Origin of the sequence: Frigidibacter sp. MR17.24, from assembly GCF_037095655.1 — a bacterium.
Lineage (GTDB): Bacteria > Pseudomonadota > Alphaproteobacteria > Rhodobacterales > Rhodobacteraceae > Frigidibacter.
The window spans coordinates 1158796-1175324 of sequence record NZ_JBAWKE010000001.1 but is presented as its reverse complement, the minus strand read 5'-3'; the positions used below and the strand labels follow the sequence as shown (position 1 = coordinate 1175324).

Annotated in this window: 15 protein-coding genes; 11 read left to right on the top strand and 4 right to left on the bottom strand. The window is 72.9% G+C overall.

What is annotated here, in order from left to right; translation table 11 throughout:
- Positions 1 to 2: 2 nt before the first annotated feature.
- The 4 genes from V8J39_RS05540 (at position 3) to der (ending at position 5765) form a co-directional block, all read left to right on the top strand.
- Positions 3 to 1766: an ABCB family ABC transporter ATP-binding protein/permease gene (locus tag V8J39_RS05540; RefSeq protein WP_336460210.1), complete on the top strand. Its 1764-nt coding sequence runs from the start codon at positions 3 to 5 to the stop codon at positions 1764 to 1766.
- 245 nt (positions 1767 to 2011) lie between these two features.
- The gene (locus tag V8J39_RS05535; RefSeq protein WP_336459844.1) at positions 2012 to 2671 is read left to right on the top strand and encodes a hypothetical protein; all 660 of its coding nucleotides are present in this window, start codon (positions 2012 to 2014) and stop codon (positions 2669 to 2671) included.
- Positions 2672 to 2871: 200 nt separating this feature from the next.
- Positions 2872 to 4239 (top strand): PQQ-like beta-propeller repeat protein, encoded by a 1368-nt coding sequence (locus V8J39_RS05530; RefSeq protein ID WP_336459843.1) that lies wholly within the window; start codon positions 2872 to 2874, stop codon positions 4237 to 4239.
- A gap of 50 nt (positions 4240 to 4289) precedes the next feature.
- Positions 4290 to 5765 carry a ribosome biogenesis GTPase Der gene (der, locus tag V8J39_RS05525; protein WP_336459842.1) on the top strand — a complete coding sequence of 492 codons (1476 nt, stop codon included), beginning with the start codon at positions 4290 to 4292 and terminating at the stop codon, positions 5763 to 5765.
- Between the two features lie 88 nt (positions 5766 to 5853).
- Here the strand turns inward: der and V8J39_RS05520 are convergent, their stop codons facing one another.
- Positions 5854 to 6573, bottom strand: coding sequence for a hypothetical protein (locus V8J39_RS05520; protein WP_336459841.1), 720 nt, complete (start codon positions 6571 to 6573; stop codon positions 5854 to 5856).
- Positions 6574 to 6734: 161 nt separating this feature from the next.
- Between V8J39_RS05520 and V8J39_RS05515 the strand changes: the two genes are divergently transcribed.
- On the top strand, positions 6735 to 7487 hold the full coding sequence (locus tag V8J39_RS05515; protein ID WP_336459840.1) for a siderophore-interacting protein: 753 nt from the start codon (positions 6735 to 6737) through the stop codon (positions 7485 to 7487).
- 297 nt (positions 7488 to 7784) lie between these two features.
- Here the strand turns inward: V8J39_RS05515 and serS are convergent, their stop codons facing one another.
- The 3 genes from serS to V8J39_RS05500 form a co-directional block, all read right to left on the bottom strand.
- Positions 7785 to 9089, bottom strand: coding sequence for a serine--tRNA ligase (gene serS / locus V8J39_RS05510; protein ID WP_336459839.1), 1305 nt, complete (start codon positions 9087 to 9089; stop codon positions 7785 to 7787).
- Between the two features lie 153 nt (positions 9090 to 9242).
- Entirely contained in the window at positions 9243 to 10037 is a 795-nt protein-coding gene (locus V8J39_RS05505) for a trypsin-like serine peptidase (protein WP_336459838.1), read from the bottom strand.
- Between the two features lie 288 nt (positions 10038 to 10325).
- A complete protein-coding gene (locus tag V8J39_RS05500) occupies positions 10326 to 11084 on the bottom strand; it encodes a trypsin-like serine peptidase (protein ID WP_336459837.1) in 759 nt (252 codons plus the stop codon).
- A gap of 561 nt (positions 11085 to 11645) precedes the next feature.
- On the opposite strand from V8J39_RS05500, the gene yajC reads away from it, so the two are divergent.
- The 6 genes from yajC (at position 11646) to ccmB (ending at position 16511) form a co-directional block, all read left to right on the top strand.
- Positions 11646 to 12005, top strand: a complete 360-nt coding sequence (yajC, locus tag V8J39_RS05495; protein ID WP_336459836.1) for a preprotein translocase subunit YajC — start codon at positions 11646 to 11648, stop codon at positions 12003 to 12005.
- Between the two features lie 99 nt (positions 12006 to 12104).
- Complete coding sequence (gene secD / locus V8J39_RS05490) at positions 12105 to 13769, top strand: protein translocase subunit SecD (protein ID WP_336459835.1); 1665 nt, start codon at positions 12105 to 12107, stop codon at positions 13767 to 13769.
- Between the two features lie 13 nt (positions 13770 to 13782).
- The gene (secF, locus tag V8J39_RS05485; protein WP_336459834.1) at positions 13783 to 14763 is read left to right on the top strand and encodes a protein translocase subunit SecF; all 981 of its coding nucleotides are present in this window, start codon (positions 13783 to 13785) and stop codon (positions 14761 to 14763) included.
- A 28-nt stretch (positions 14764 to 14791) separates the two neighbouring features.
- A complete protein-coding gene (locus V8J39_RS05480; protein ID WP_336459833.1) occupies positions 14792 to 15148 on the top strand; it encodes an Mth938-like domain-containing protein in 357 nt (118 codons plus the stop codon).
- A gap of 2 nt (positions 15149 to 15150) precedes the next feature.
- Positions 15151 to 15858, top strand: coding sequence for a heme ABC exporter ATP-binding protein CcmA (ccmA, locus tag V8J39_RS05475; protein ID WP_336459832.1), 708 nt, complete (start codon positions 15151 to 15153; stop codon positions 15856 to 15858).
- On the top strand, positions 15855 to 16511 hold the full coding sequence (gene ccmB / locus V8J39_RS05470; RefSeq protein ID WP_336459831.1) for a heme exporter protein CcmB: 657 nt from the start codon (positions 15855 to 15857) through the stop codon (positions 16509 to 16511). Before ccmA ends, ccmB begins: the two co-directional genes overlap by 4 nt.
- Positions 16512 to 16529 lie beyond the last annotated feature (18 nt).

The window sequence follows — 16529 nt, the reverse complement described above, 5'->3', positions numbered from 1 at the left end:
CCATGCGCAAGGTGGCGCCCTACCTCTGGCCCGACAGCGCGCCCTGGGTGAAGAAGCGCGTGGTGCTGGCGATGATCGCGCTGGTCGCGGCCAAGGTGGTCTCGGTCTGCGTGCCCTTCATCTACAAGGCCGCGGTCGACGGGCTGACCGGCGAGAGCCGCGGCGACGGGCTGCTGCTGGCGGTGGGCGCGATCGGGCTGGTCGTGGCCTACGGGCTCGCGCGGCTGGGCTCGGTCGCCTTCGGCGAGCTGCGCGACGCGATCTTCGTGCGGGTGGGGCAGCGGGCGCTGCGCGCGCTCGCGCTCGAGACGTTCCAGCACATCCACGCGCTGTCGCTGCGCTATCACATCACCCGCAAGACCGGGGCGCTGTCGCGCATCATCGAGCGCGGGGTGAAGGGCGTCGATTTCCTGCTGCGGTTCATGCTGTTCTCGATCGGGCCGCTGGCGCTGGAACTGGCGCTGGTGTCGGTGATCTTCGCGCTCGCCTTCTCGATCTGGTACGCGCTGGTGGTGGTGGTGACGATCGCTCTGTACGTCACCTTCACCTTCAAGGTGACCGAGTGGCGGGTGAAGCTGCGCAAGCAGATGAACGACCAGGATGCCGACGCGAACCAGAAGGCGATCGACAGCCTGCTGAACTACGAGACGGTGAAGTACTTCGCCGCCGAGGGCCGCGAGACCAGCCGCTACGACGCGGCGATGGCGGGCTATGAAAGCGCCGCGGTCCGCACCGGGCAGTCGCTGGCGCTGCTCAATGCCGGCCAGTCGCTGATCATCACCTGCGGCCTCGTCATCGTGATGGCGATGGCGGCGCGCGGGGTGCAGGCGGGGACGCTGACGGTGGGCGACTTCGTCATGGTCAACGCCTACATGATCCAGATCACCATGCCGCTCGGCTTCCTCGGCACCGTCTACCGCGAGATCCGGCAGGCGCTGGTGGACATGGGCGAGATGTTCGACCTTCTGCGCCAGCCGGCCGAGGTGACGGACCGTCCCGGCGCGCCCGCGCTGGCGGTGGCGGGCGGCGCGATCACGCTGCGCGGGGTGAAGTTCGGCTATGATCCGGCGCGGCCGATCCTGAAGGGGATCGACCTCGAGGTCGGCGCCGGCCAGACGGTGGCGATCGTCGGGCCCTCGGGCTCGGGCAAGTCGACGATCGGGCGGCTGCTGTTCCGCTTCTACGACGTCACCGCCGGATCGATCGCGATCGACGGGCAGGACCTGCGCGCGGTGACGCAGGCCTCGCTGCACGACGCGATCGGCGTCGTGCCGCAGGACACGGTGCTGTTCAACGACACGATCTACTACAACATCGCCTATGGCCGCGGCGGCGCCACCCGCGACGAGGTCGAGGCGGCGGCGAAGGCCGCGAAGATCCACGACTTCATCCTGGGCCTGCCCGAGGGCTACGAGACCAGGGTCGGCGAGCGCGGGCTCAAGCTCTCGGGCGGCGAGAAGCAGCGCGTGGGGATCGCGCGCACGCTGCTGAAGAACCCGCCGATCCTGCTTCTGGACGAGGCGACCTCGGCGCTCGACACCCAGACCGAGGCCGACATCCAGGCCGAGCTTGAGGCGATGGGGCAGGGGCGCACGGTGATCACCATCGCGCACCGGCTCTCGACGGTGGCCAATGCCGACCGGATCGTCGTGCTCGAGGCGGGCACCATCGTCGAGGAGGGCACGCACGAGCGGCTTCTCGCCGAGGGCGGGCGCTATGCCGCGATGTGGGCCCGCCAGTCGGCCGAGGTCGACGAGGCCGCCTGAACGCCCTGATCTGTGCCCCGCCCCGGCCCTGGCGCGGGGTGGAGAGATGCGCCTCCGGCGGGGATATTTGGGCAAAGTCGAAACCGCATTCGACTTTGCGAAAATATCCCGGGGGTGAATTGGCCGCAGGCCAAGAGGGGGCGGCGCCCCCTTCCTTCGACGGAGGCGGCGCGGGGCCGCGGGCGGCGGCCTTGGCAAGCCGCCCCGGCCAAGTGTAAGAGGGGGCCGGATTTCCGGAGGCCGGCATGAGCAACAGCGACAGCTTCATCGACGAGGTGACCGAAGAGGTTCGCCGTGACCGGCTTTTCGCGCTGTTCCGGCGCTGGGGGTGGCTGGGCATCCTGCTGATCGTGCTGATCGTGGGCGGCGCCGCCGCTTGGGAGTGGCGCCGGTCGGCGCAGGAGACCGAGGCGCGCGCCTTCGGCGACGCGGTGATGGCCGCGATGCAGGCCGAGACCCCGGCGGCGCGGGCCGCGGCGCTGGCGGCGCTGCCCGAGGGCAGCCCCGAGCGCGACGCGGTGCGCGGGCTTCTGTCCGGCGCGGCCGCGGCGCAGGCCGGTGACCGCGCGGCGGCACTTGCCACCTATGACCGGGTCGCGGCGCAGGGGGATATCCCCGCGACGCTGAGCCAGCTTGCGCTGCTCAAGCGGGTGCTGCTGGCCAATGGCGACGAGATGTCGGCGGCCGATCGCGGTGCCGCGCTGCAGCGCCTTGTGGCGCCGGGCGCGCCCTACCGGCTGCTCGCGCAGGAGCGACAGGCGCTGGACATGGTCGCCGCGGGCGATACCGATGGCGCGGTCGGCGCGCTGCGCGCGCTGCTCGAGGAGGACGGCGTGACCGCGGGCTTGCGCCGCCGTGTGACACAGTTGATGGTGACGCTGGGCGCGGATCCGGCCGCTTCGTGACCGTCGGCCCGGGCGAGCGCCGCAGAGGCGACCCGGGGCGGCGGCCGCAGGGGCGGGCGGCGAGGCGAGCGGGCAGATTTCCGGCGAGACCGCCGGCAGACCACCGGAAGACCGCCGTGCGGGGGTCCGGTTGCGGCGCCGGCGACGGCGCGGACGACACCGCCGGATCTTCACCGGGCGGACAGACGAGAGGACGGGCAGTGAGCGAAGTCAGGACGGAGCGGCAGGCCGCCCCCCGCCGCGGCGGGTCGGCGAGGCTGCTGGGCGGTGCGGCGCTGGTGATCGGGATGGCGCTGGCCGCCTGCACCGAGGAGGCCCGGCTGCCGGGCGAGCGCGTCGATACCCGCAGCGCCATCGGCATGGCCCCGGTCGACGCGGTCCCGAGCGGCGCGCGCGCCGTGGCGATCGCGCTGCCGGGCCAGAGCACCAATGCCGACTGGACCAACCGCGCCGGCAGCGCCGACCATGCGCCGGGCCACGTGGCGCTGCGCGCCCAGCCGCAGCTGGTCTGGAGCGCGGGCATCGGCGCGGCCTCGCGCCAGCGCCACCGGCTGGTCGGCGATCCCGTGGTCGCGGGCGGGCTTGTCTTCGCCATGGACAGCGACGCGCAGGTCACCGCCGTCACCACCGGCGGCCAGGTCGCCTGGCGCGCCTCGGCCGTGCCGGCGGGCGAGCGGGTCGGCGGCGCCACCGGCGGCGGGCTTGCCTATGGCGGCGGCCGGGTCTTCGCCTCGACCGGGTTCGGCGAGGTCGTGGCCTTCGATGCCGCGACCGGCGCCGTGGTCTGGCGCCAGGGCGTCGACGTGGGCATCGGCGGCGCGCCGACGGTCGCGAACGGCACGGTCTATGTCTCGACCCGCGACGGCGCGGGCTGGGCGATCCGGGCCGCCGACGGCCGCGCGCTGTGGCAGGTGCAGGGCAGCCGCGCCCCGGCCGGTCAGACCGGCGTCTCGGCCCCCGCGGTCTCGGGCGGCACCGTCGTCTTCCCGCTGCAGGGCGGGCTTCTGGTCGGCGTCGATGCCGCGAGCGGCGAGCGGCGCTGGGTGCGGTCGCTGTCGGGGCGGCGCACCGGCATGGCCTATGCGAATTTCGGCGATGTCTCGGGCGACCCGGTGATCGCGGGCGGCACCGTCTATGCCGGCACCTCGGCCGGGCAGATGGGCGCGACCGCGCTTGCCTCGGGCCAGGCGCAGTGGACGATCCCCGAGGGCGCCGCCGCCCCCGTGGCCGTCGCCGGCGGTTCGGTCTTCGCGGTGACCGACGCGGGCCGGCTGGTGCGGGTCAACGCGGCCTCGGGCGCGCTGGTCTGGGCGGTCGACCTGCCCTATGACGTGCACACCCGCCGGGCCAAGAACCGCCGCGAGGTGGTCGAGAACCACGGGCCGGTGCTGGCGGGGGGGCGGCTGTTCATCGCCTCGTCCGACGGGCAGCTGCGCGCCTTCGACCCGGCCTCGGGGACGATGACCGGGGCGGTCCCGATCCCGGGCGGCGCCGCCACCGGGCTCGCCGTGGCGGGCAACACCGCCTATGTCGTGTCGAAGGATGGCAAGCTTCTGGCTTTCCGCTGATCTGAAACCGGTGTAAGGGGGCGGACTTCATCACTCGGAGCCCGCCTGCCATGAGCTTCACGCTTGCCATCGTCGGCCGACCCAACGTCGGCAAGTCCACGCTGTTCAACCGGCTGGTGGGCAAGAAGCTTGCGCTGGTCGACGACCAGCCCGGCGTCACCCGCGACCTGCGGGAGGGCGCGGCCAAGCTGTTCGACCTGCGATTCACCGTGATCGACACCGCCGGGCTCGAGGAGGTGACCGACGACAGCCTGCAGGGCCGGATGCGGCGCCTGACCGAGCGCGCGGTCGAGCAGGCCGACATCTGCCTGTTCGTCATCGACGGGCGCGCCGGCGTCACCCCCACCGACGAGGTCTTTGCCGACATCCTGCGCCGCAAGAACGCGCATGTGATCCTGGGCGTGAACAAGTCCGAGGGCAAGGCGGGCGACGCGGGCGCGATCGAGGCCTTCTCGCTGGGGCTGGGAGAGCCGGTGCGGATCTCGGCCGAGCACGGCGAGGGGATGGACGACCTTTACTACCTGCTCAAGCCCCTGGCCGAGAAGTTCGACGCCGAGAGCTTCCAGGACGCGCCCGAGACCGATGTCGAGGTCGGCGAGACCGACGACAACACCGAGGGCGCCGACGAGGATCACCGCCCGACCCGGCAGAAGCCGCTGCAGATCGCGGTGATCGGCCGCCCGAACGCGGGCAAGTCGACGCTGATCAACAAGATCCTCGGCGAGGACCGGCTGCTGACCGGGCCCGAGGCCGGGATCACCCGCGACGCGATCTCGGTCTCGACCGAGTTCATGGGCGTGCCGATGCGGATCTTCGACACCGCCGGCATGCGCAAGAAGGCCCGCGTGCAGGAGAAGCTGGAGAAGCTGTCGGTCGCGGACGGGCTGCGCGCGGTGCGCTTCGCCGAGGTGGTCGTGGTGCTTCTGGACGTGGAGATCCCGTTCGAGCAGCAGGACCTGCGCATCGCCGACTTCGCCGAGACCGAGGGCCGCGCGGTCGTCGTCGCCGCGAACAAGTGGGACCTGGAAGAGGACAAGCCGCAGAAGCTCAACCAGCTGCGCGAGAGCTTCGAGCGGCTGCTGCCGCAGCTGAAGGGGGCGCCGCTGGTCACCGTCTCGGCCAAGACCGGCAAGGGGCTCGATCGGCTGCACAACGCGATCCTGAAGGCGCATGACGTCTGGAACCGGCGGGTGTCGACGGCGAAGCTGAACCAGTGGCTGGGCGCGATGACCGAGGCGCACCCGCCGCCGGCGCCGGGGGGGCGGCGGATCCGGCTGCGCTACATGACCCAGGTCAAGACCCGGCCGCCGCAGTTCGTGGTCATGTGTTCGCGCCCCGACGACCTGCCCGAGAGCTATTCGCGCTATCTGGTCAACGGGCTCAGGACCGATTTCGACATGCCGGGCACGCCGATCCGGCTGATCATGCGCAGCCAGGGCGACAAGAACCCGTTCAAGGACCGCAAGTGGTCGACCCCGTCGCGGCTGAAGAAGCATGTCGACGCCGGCAAGACCCGCAAGAAGTGACCCGGGCGGGGTGGCGGGGGAGACGGGTCTCCCCCGCGCCCCCTCTGGCGGCGGCGACCACGGGCGTCGGGCCCGCGGGGCGTGACCCTCAGGCCAGCCTGCGGGCGCGCCGCGCGGCGATCAGCGCCACGGCGATCATGATCCCGGCGCCGGCGAGCGCCCCCCAGCGCACCGCGGGGGCCGAGCCGAGGTTGCCCACGAAGATGCCGAACAGCGCCCAGGCGAGCACGCCCGCGTAGAGCGCCGAGCGCGCCCTGAGTGCGACGGCGATGCCGATGATCAGGAGCGCGAGCAGGATCGTCAGCGCGGCGAGGAAGGCAGACACAAGGCCCATCCCGCCGGCGACCACGCCCACCGCCACGCCGGCCGCGGCCGTCGACCAGCCGGCGAAGGCCGCCACCGGCCAGCGCAGCGCCGGCTCGGCCGTCGGTGCGGTGCGCAACAGCGCGGCCACCGCGCAGCCGGCCATTCCCAGGATCATCGCGGTCGCAAGCAGCGGCAGCAGCGCCGCGACGTTCAGCCACAGCGCCGCCATCAGCACCGCGACGATCATCGCCGGGCGGATGCGGTCCCAGTCGGGCGCCGCGGCGCGCGCCGTCATCCCCCGCCAGCCGTGCCAGATCAGCCCGGCGAACAGCACCAGCCAGATCGAGAAGGCATAGCCCGCCGGCTGCACCGGCGGATCGGCGATCGAATAGGCGAAGTCGCGCGGGTCGTAGCCGCGGACGGAGGGCGCGACCAGCGGCGACAGCGCCAGCGCGATGGTGAGGGCGAAAAGCCAGACGGCCCGGGTTCTGGAACGGTTCATGATGTCGGATATGGCTCGGTTTGCGGCGCCGTCCATCCCGTCGTGGTGCGCCACCGGCCAGGGGGCTGTGCGCCTTGGCAGGGTTGCGGCGCCGCAATTGGTTTAGTACTTTTGTCGGGAATGATCCGGCGCGCGGCGCCGGCCCCGCGACAGGAGCGACGATGACCGACACCCTTTCCCCCGAGCGTCCGCAGATCGAGCGCCACCGCCACGAGCTGAAGCGGCGCAGGCTGACCGTGTCGGGCATCGAGCGGCTGAGCCCGGCGATGCTGCGCCTGACGCTGGAAGGGCCCGAGATGGCGGATTTCCCGTCGCTCTCGCCCGAGGACCACGTGAAGCTGGTGGTGCCGGACGGCGCGGGGGGCGAGGCGATGCGCGACTACACCCCGCGCCGCTTCGACACGGCGCGCGGGCTGCTGGTCATCGATTTCGCGCTGCACGAGGCGGGGCCGGCGACGGCCTGGGCGCTGGCGGCGCGGGTCGGCGACGCGGTCACGATCGGGGGGCCGCGCGGCTCGCAGGTCATCGCGGGGCCGATCGCGGACTGGGTGCTGATCGGCGACGAGACCGCGCTGCCGGCGATCGGGCGGCGGATCGAGGAGATGGCGGCGGGGGTGGCGGTCACGAGCCTCGTCGCGGTGCCGGGCGGCGCGGACGAGCAGGTCTTCGAGACTGCCGCCGCGCTGGACGCGCGCTGGGTCCACCGGGCGGACGGGACGGATGCGGCGCCGCTGCTGGCGGCGCTGGACGGGCTGACGATCGGGCCGCGCAGCTTCGTGTGGATCGCCGCCGAAGCCGGGGTGACGCGGGCGCTGCGCGACGCGCTGGTCGCGCGCGGGGTCGACCGGGTCTGGATCAAGGCCGCGGGCTATTGGGTCGCGGGGCAGGCCGACGCCTCGGACAAGGAGATCTAGGGGCCTGCCTCGCCGCCGCGGGACCCCCGGGGACTCTGCTGTCGCGGGGATGCCGAGGGCGATCCCCGCGCCGGAAGCCACCGGGGGCGCTGCGGCCGAAAGAAGGATTGGGGCGCTGCCCCCGAAAGAAGGATTGGGGGCGCTGCCCCGGAAAGAAAGATTGGGGGCGCTGCCCCCGTCGCGGCGGGCCGCGACTCCCCCGGGATATTTGGACAAAGTCGAGGGGCGCGGGGGTGGGGGGGCCGGGGGCGGCGCTGCCCCCGGGCCCATGGTCCGTGCTGCCCGGGGGCGGCAGCGTCAGGCGAGCGCACCCTCGGCGGTGAGGCGGGTCTTGCCGCCGAGATAGGGGTGCAGCACCTCGGGCAGGTCGACCGAGCCGTCCGCCTGCTGGCCGTTTTCCAGCACCGCGATCAGGCAGCGGCCGACCGCGAGGCCCGAGCCGTTGAGCGTGTGCACGAACTCGGGCTTGCCGCCGTCGGCGGGCTTGACGCGCGCGTTCATCCGGCGGGCCTGGAAATCGCCGCAGTTGGAGACCGACGAGATCTCGCGGTAGGTGTTCTGGCCGGGCAGCCAGACCTCGAGATCGTGGGTCTTGACCGCACCGAAGCCCATGTCGCCGGTGCACAGCACGATCGTGCGGTAGGGCAGGCCCAGCTTTTGCAGGATCGCCTCGGCGCAGCCGGTCATCCGCTCGTGCTCGGCCGCGCTGTCGGCGGCGGCGACGATCGAGACCATCTCGACCTTCTCGAACTGGTGCTGGCGCAGCATCCCGGCGGTGTCGCGCCCGGCCGAGCCGGCCTCGGAGCGGAAGCACTGGGTGTGGGCGACGTGGCGGCGCGGCAGGGTGGCCTCGGGCACGATCTCGTCGTTGACGAGGTTCGTCAGCGTCACCTCGGCCGTCGGCACCAGCCACCAGCCGTTGGTGGTCTCGTAGCTGTCCTCGCCGAACTTCGGCAGTTGCCCGGTGCCGTACATCATCTCGGGGCGCACGAGGACCGGGGTCCAGGCCTCGGTCAGGCCATGCGCGTCGACATGGGTGTCGAGCATGAACTGCGCGAGCGCGCGGTGCAGGCGGGCGAGGGCGCCCTTGAGCACCATGAACCGCGCGCCCGAGAGCTTCGCCGCGGCCTCGAAGTCGAGACCCGAGGCGGGGCCGGGCTGCACGGCGGCAAGCTGGTAGTGCTCGACCGGCGGGAAGGCGAAGGTGCGCGGGGTGCCCCAGCGGCGGATCTCGACGTTGCCGGCCTCGTCCGCGCCGTCGGGCACGTCGGCGGCGGGCTGGTTCGGGATCGTCATCAGCAGGTCGCGCAGCGCCGCATCGTCGGCCTTGGCCTCGTCGTTCAGGCGCGCGATCTCGGCCTTCTTCTCGGCGACCAGCGCGCGCAGGCGCTCGAACTCGGCCTCGTCGCCGCGGCCCTTGGCGGCGCCGACCTCCTTGCTGGCCTTGTTCTGCTCGGCCTGCGCGGTTTCGGCGGCGAGGATCTTCGCGCGGCGCGCCTCGTCCAGCGACAGGATTTCCGACGACATCGGCGACAGCCCCCGACGGCCGAGCGCCAGATCGAAGGCGGCAGGGTTTTCGCGGATCGCGCGGATGTCGTGCATGGGTCCCTCCGGGAATGTCCTTGGCGATGTCGTCGCCTCGGGCGGCCGCCCGCGGCCACCGCGGCGAGATATGCCCGAGAGCGGCGCGGGGGGAAAGCCCTTGATGGCGCGGGGTGTCCGGGGGCCGTGGACGCGGCGGGGGCGGGAAGCGGCCTACTCGCGCAGCGAGGCGGTCGCGGCCGCCATCACCGCGCGCAGGTCGGCGGGCGGGTCCGAGGCGAGCGCCCGCGCCCGGCCCTCGGGCGTGCGCGAGGTGGCGACGGTGATCGCCCGGATCTCCCAGCCCGCGGGCCCGCGCGTCATCATCGGCGCGCCGGAATTGCCCGAGACGACCTCGCATCCCAGCCCCGCCATCCGCGGCACCACCGTCTCGACCCGGCAGGCGTCGTCGCGCACCGGCGCCTCGGGCGCGTCGCGGCGCCACCCGACGAGGCTGAGCGTCTCGCCGGGGCGGGCGGGGGCGGCGATCGGCAGCGGGATCGCCAGTGTCGCCGGCACCGGCGCGGCCAGCCGCAACAGCGCCAGATCGGTGATGGCGTTCCAGCGTTCGCGCGGGGGGATGACCTCGGCGCCGCGCAGGATCGCCGCGGCGCGCCCGTCGCGCCAGCCGACGGCGAAGCGGATCGTGCCGGGCTGCGGCGCGCCGGTCGCGGGCAGCACGCAGTGCAGCGCCGTCAGCACGAGGTCGGGCGCGACCAGCACGCCCGAGCAGATCGCGCCGCCGGGGGCGGGGGCATCGACATAGGCGATGCGGCCGATCGCGGCGAAGGGGCGGGCCTCGGGCGCCGAGAGGCTGCGCTGGGTGGCGGCGGCGGGCGTGGCGGCCGCCAGCCCCAGCGCGGCGAGCGTCAGCGCCCCGAGCGCGGTGCGCGTCAGGGTGCGGAGCGCGGTGCGCGACAGGGAGGCGAACGCGGTGGGTGCCAGCGGGGCGAGTGCGGTACGGGCCATGAGGCGGTGCCGGGGGGCGGCCAGGCTGCGCCGTGCTGTCGCGGCGGGGGCGGGCCCGGGAAGGGGCACAGAACGGGGCACAGAACGGGGCACAGGACGGGGCACGGGGGCGGGGCGACCGGGCGGGCGGGGCATGGCGATCCTCCTTGCGGCGATCATGCCGCCCCGCCCGGGCCTGGTGCAAGACCGCCGGAAGGCGGAGGCCGGCAGCGCGGGGGGTGGTCCGGGGCGCGGCCGGTCTCAGGCCGTGCCCATCCCAGGGCTTGGGGTCTCAGGGAGGGGCGGCTTTCAGGGTGGGGGCAGCGCGGCGGCGCGATCCTCGGCGATCAGGCGCAGCAGGTCGCCGGGAATGCGCGTCGCGAGCGCCTGGCGGCGGGGGCCGCCGCGGGTGTGGGCGGTGATCACGGCGACGAGCGCGGGGCCGGCGGCGGTTTCGACCAGAAGCGGCGCGCCGGAATTGCCCGACACCACCGGGCAGTCGACCTGCACCGTCGTCGGCCCGGTGATCCGGCCGGGGCAGCCCGGCAACGCCACCGGCCGCGCCCGGTCGCTGTTGCGATAGGCGATGATGGTGAAGGGCGTGATCCCCTCGGGCGGCGCGGCGAGCGGCATCGGCGCGACCGTGTCCGCCGGCAGCGGCGTGGCCAGCCGCAGAAGCGCGAGCCCGGTGACCGGATCGCTGGCCAGGGTCGACTGCACCACGTAGCGCCCGGCGCTGACGGCCGCGGCCGCGCCGTCCTGGTAGCCGGCCGCGAACAGCCGCCGCCGGGCCACGCTCGGGCTGCCGCTGCGGGGCAGGCAGTGGCCGGCGGTGATCACGAGGTCGGGCGCGACGAGGGTCGCGGTGCAGATCATCTCGTCCGGATCGGGTGCGAGCGTGCGGGCGAGCCGGCCGACGGCGGGCCAGCGCGCCATCCCGCCCGGCGGCACCGGCTGCGCGGCCTGGAAGCGCTCGGGGTCCTCGCGCGGGTCCTGCGCACGGGCGGCGCCGGCGAGCATCACCGCCAGCCCCAGCGCGAGCACCCAGGCCGGAAGCGCCGCGGGCACCGCGCCCCGCCGGCCCCGCCGGTTCGGCCGCGCGTGGCCGCGGCCGGCCGGATCCTTTCCGGGCATCGGGCCGGCGCGGTCGTGCCCGGCCAGGGGTCCAGCCGCCACGATGCGGTGCCGGTCGGCGGCGGGAGAGCGTTGCCCGTCCGCCCCGCGCGCCGGGCAGGCGATCGATCGGGGCGGCCATGGACACCATGACCTGCCGAGGGCGGCGGCGGGGCGCGGGCCGCGGGCCCCGTCCGGATCGGTCCTGCGCGTCATCCTGCGGCTCCCCCTTCTGCGGTGCCCGTCGTCCCGGCCGTTTGCCGACCCGCTTCCCCGCCCGCATCCGGGCCTGCATCCGGGCCCGCATCCTGCCCCGGGGCGGCGCCCGAAATCCCGGCCCGGACCGGCGCGCGGCGCGGGTCGCGCTTGAACAATGCGTGACCGCGCGGGAACTGCCAAGCCGGGCGCGCCGCCCGCGCTTGCCATTCGGGGGGGGCGCGGCTAGGGTCCGCGCCGACTTTCGGCCCCGCAAGGACGCCGGAACCCGAGGGACACCCGACCGCAAAAGGACGACAAATGTTCGCAACTCCCGCCTTCGCCCAAGCTGCCGGTGGCGCCGCGGGCGGCACCGCCGCCTTCGCCCAGTTCGTGCCCCTGATCCTGATCTTCGCGATCATGTACTTCCTGCTGATCCGTCCGCAGCAGAAGAAGGCCAAGGAGCATCGCAACATGGTCGAGGCGCTGCGCCGGGGCGACATGGTCGTCACCCAGGGCGGCGTGATCGGCAAGGTCGCCAAGGTCAAGGACGACGGCACCGAGGTCGAGGTCGAGATCGCCGACGGCGTGAAGGTGCGCGTGGTCAAGGGCTCGATCGCCCAGGTGCTGTCCAAGACCGAGCCCGCGCAGGCCGCCAACAAGCCGGCCGCCACCAAGTAACGTGACGACGCTCCGGGCCGCCCGCCGCGGCAGCCCGGTCCCGCCGCCCCCTTCCGTCGCCGCCGGGCACCGCCCGGGGGCCCGAGCCTGAGCCCGAGAATGCTGCAGATTGCCTCGTGGAAGCGCGTCCTGATCTGGCTGGTGGTCATCGCCGGCTTCCTGACCGCGCTGCCGAACGCCTTTTACGCAAGGGTGGAGGGGCATAATGATGCCGTTGCCGCCGTCGAGAAATCCGGCGTGCAGACGCCCGAGAGCGAGGCGGCCCTCGCCGCCTGGCCGAACTGGATCCCCTCGGGGCTGGTGAACCTCGGGCTCGACCTGCGTGGCGGGGCGCACCTTCTGGCCGAGGTCAACCTCGCCGAGGTCTACGAGACGCGGATGACCGCGCTCTGGCCCGAGGTCCGCGACCGGCTGCGCGACGCGCGCGACGAGGTCGGCACCATCCGCCGCGCCCCCTCGGCGCCCGACGAGCTGAAGGTGCAGATCTCGCAGCCCGCGGGCCTGCAGCGCGCGGTCGAGGTCGTGCGCGGCCTTGCCTCGCCCGTCGTGTCGATGACCGGGGTCGGCCAGAACGACCTCGAGGTCACCGGCGCGGGCGACACCGTGACCGTGCGCCTGTCCGAGGCCGAGCGCACCGCGACCGACGACCGCACGATGCAGCAGTCGCTGGAGATCGTGCGCCGCCGGATCGACGAGGTCGGCACCCGCGAGCCGACGATCCAGCGCGAGGGCGACGACCGCATCCTGATCCAGGTGCCCGGCATCGGCTCGGCCGAAGAGCTGAAAAGCCTGATCGGCACCACCGCCCAGCTGAACTTCCAGCCGGTGGTCCGCCGCACCGACAACCCGAACGAACCCCCCGGCTCGGGCAACATGCTCGCGCCCGCCGCCAACGAGCCCGGCGTCTACTACGTGCTGGAGCAGGCGCCCGTCGTCACCGGCGAGGAACTGACCAACGCCCAGCCGTCGTTCGACCAGAACGGCCGCCCGGCGGTCAGCTTCACCTTCAACCCGGGCGGGGCGCGCAAGTTCGGCGACTACACCGCCGCCAACATCGGCCAGCTGTTCGCCATCGTGCTGGATGACGAGGTGATCTCGGCCCCGCAGATCCAGAGCCACATCGCCGGCGGCTCGGGCATCATCACCGGCAGCTTCACCGTCGAAAGCTCGACCGAGCTTGCGGTGCTGCTGCGCGCGGGCGCGCTGCCGGCCAAGCTGACCTTCCTGGAGGAACGCACCATCGGCCCCGAGCTGGGGCAGGATTCGATCAACGCCGGCCGCATCGCCGCGATCGTCGGCATGGTCGCGGTCGTGTTCATGATGGTGGCTAGCTATGGCCTGTTCGGCGTCTTCGCCACCTTCGCGCTGATCGTGAACATGGCGATGATCCTGGGCGCGATGTCGATGATGGGCGCGACGCTGACGCTGCCGGGGATCGCCGGCCTCGTGCTGACGATGGGCATGGCGGTCGACGCCAACGTGCTGATCTTCGAGCGCATCCGCGAAGAGCTGAAGCGCGGCCGCGGCCCGGCCCGGTCGATCGACCTCGGCTTCGAGCGGGCGCTGTCGGCGATCATCGACGGCAACATCACCACCTTCATCACCGGCCTGATCCTGTTCTTCCTCGGCTCGGGGCCGGTCAGGGGCTTTGCGGTCACGCTGGTGATCGGGCTTGTCACCTCGGTCTTCTCGGCCATCTTCGTCACGCGCCTGCTGATCGTGATGTGGATGGAACGCCGCCGGCCGAAAACCATCACCGTCTGAGGGGACCAAGATCATGGCATTCCGTCTGAAGCTCGTCCCCGAAGAGACGAACATCGACTTCTTCAAGGCCCAGGTCGTCACCTTCGGCGTCTCGACGCTGCTGGCCGTGGCCTCGGTCGTCTGCGTGCTGGTGATGGGGCTGAACTTCGGCATCGACTTCCAGGGCGGCACCACGATCCGCACCGAGTCGACCGAGGCCGTCGATGTCGGCGCCTATCGCCAGGCCGTGTCCGGCGTGGTCGAGGGCGACGTGATCATCACCGAGGTGTTCGACCCGAACTTCCGCGCCGACCAGCACGTGGCGATGATCCGCATCGGCGCGCAGGGCGAGGCCGAGAGCGTCACCCCCGCGACGATCGACGCGGTCGAGCAGGCGCTGAAGGGCGTCGACGGCTCGATCACCTTCCCCTCGGTCGAATCGGTCGGGCCCAAGGTTTCGGGCGAGCTGATCCAGCAGGCGGTGCTGGCGGTGCTGGCCGCGACCGCGGCGATCGCGGTCTATGTCTGGCTGCGGTTCGAATGGCAGTTCGCGATCGGGGCGGTGGTGTCGCTGGTCCACGACGTGCTGATCACGATCGGGGTGTTCTCGCTGTTCCAGCTGCGGTTCGACCTGTCGATCATCGCGGCGCTGCTGACGATCGTGGGCTATTCGATCAACGACACCGTGGTCGTCTTCGACCGGCTGCGCGAGAACCTGATCAAGTTCAAGACCACGCCGCTGCGCGAGCTGATGAACCTGTCGGTCAACGAGACGTTGAGCCGGACGGTGATGACCTCGGGCACCACGCTGATCGCGCTGGTGGCGCTTCTGGTATTCGGTGGCGACGTGATCCGGGGCTTCGTCTTCGCGATGACCTTCGGCATCGTCATCGGCACCTATTCCTCGGTCTACGTCGCCAAGAACGTGGTGCTGTGGCTGGGCGTCAAGCGCGACTGGACCAAGACCAAGGACGAGGGGCCGGCGGGCACCCAGTTCGCCACCAAGGCGGACTGAGCCGCGGGTCCCCGGGAAAGGATCGGCAATGCGGATATCCGAGGCAAGCTTCAACGGCGCCGTCGCGATCGAGGGCTATGGCCCCGGCTTCTGGCGCGTGGGCGGCGAGGTGATCGCGGGGCCGGTGCTGGTGGGCGCCGAGGGCGCGCGCGGCTGGGGCGGCTACGGCGATGCCGCGACGCTGCTGTCGCTGGCGGGGCAGGTCGACGTGCTGCTGATCGGCACCGGGCCCGAGATGGCCTATCTGCCCAAGGCTTTGCGCGAGGCGCTCGAGGCCGCGGGCCTCGGGATCGAGCCGATGGGTTCGGCCGCCGCGGCGCGGACCTACAACGTGCTCGTCTCGGAAGGGCGCCGCGTCGCGGCCGCCCTGTTGCCGGCGGCCTGAGCATGGGGCGGGCCGCCACGCGGGCGCCGGAGGACGGGCCTCACGGCGGGCCTCACGGCGGGCCTGATGGCGGGCTCGAGGTCGAGGGGCTGGCGGTCGACCGCGGCGGCATCGCGCTGCTGGAAGGCGTGAGCTTCCGCGTCGGGCCGGGGCAGGCGCTGGTGCTGCGCGGCCCGAACGGCGCCGGCAAGACCACGCTTCTGCGCACCATCGCCGGGTTGCAGCCGCCACTGGCGGGGCGGATCTCGGCCCCGCCCGAGGCGATCGCCTATGCCGCCCATGCCGACGGGATCAAGGCGGTGCTGAGCGTGACCGAGAACCTCGCGTTCTGGGCCGCGATCCATGGCCGCCCCGAGGGGATCGGCGATGCCCTGTCGGCGATGAACCTCGAAAGCCTGGCCCGGCGGCGGGCGGGATCGCTGTCGGCGGGGCAGAAGCGGCGGCTGGGGCTGGCGCGGCTGCTGGTCACCGGGCGGCCGATCTGGCTGCTCGACGAACCCACCGTCTCGCTCGACACCGCGTCGGTGGCCCTTTTCGGCGCGGTGGTACGGGCGCATCTGGCCGCGGGCGGCGCGGCGCTGCTGGCGACCCACATCGACCTTGGCCTGCAGGCCGAGGTGCTGGAGGTGGCGGCGTTCAAGGCCCGCAGCCCGGCCGAGGGCGGGCTGGCCGGCGGTTTCGACGACAGCTTCGACGGGGCCTTCGGATGATCGCGCTGCTGGTGCGCGACCTCAGGCTTGCCACCCGTGCCGGCGGCGGGTTCGGGCTGGGGCTCGCCTTCTTCCTGATCGTGACGGTGCTCGTGCCCTTCGGCGTCGGCCCCGAGGGCGGCACGCTGGCCCGCATCGCGCCCGGCATCCTGTGGGTGGGGGCGCTGCTGGCCTGCCTGCTGTCGCTCGACCGGATCTTCGCGCTGGACTACGAGGACGGCACGCTCGACCTTCTGGCGACGGCGCCGGTGCCGCTCGAGGCGGCGGTGGCGCTGAAGGCGGTGGCGCACTGGCTGACGACGGGGCTGCCGCTGGTGGTGGCGGCGCCGGTGCTGGGGGTGCTGCTGCAGCTGCCGGGGCCGGCCTATGGCTGGCTGGTGGCCTCGCTCGCGGTGGGCACGCCCGCGCTGTCGGCGATCGGGGCCTTCGGCGCGGCGCTGACGGTCGGGCTGAAACGGGGCGGACTTCTGCTTTCGCTCATCGTGCTGCCGCTCTATATCCCCAGCCTCATCTTCGGGGCCGAGGTGGTGATCCGCGGCGCCGATGGCCGGGCGGTCGAGACCGCGCTGCTGCTGCTGGCGGCGATCAGCGTGGGCGCCTTCGCCCTGCTGCCCTTCGCCGCAGCCGCTGCGCTGCGCGTCAACTTGCGCTAAACAGGCCCATGCTGTTCA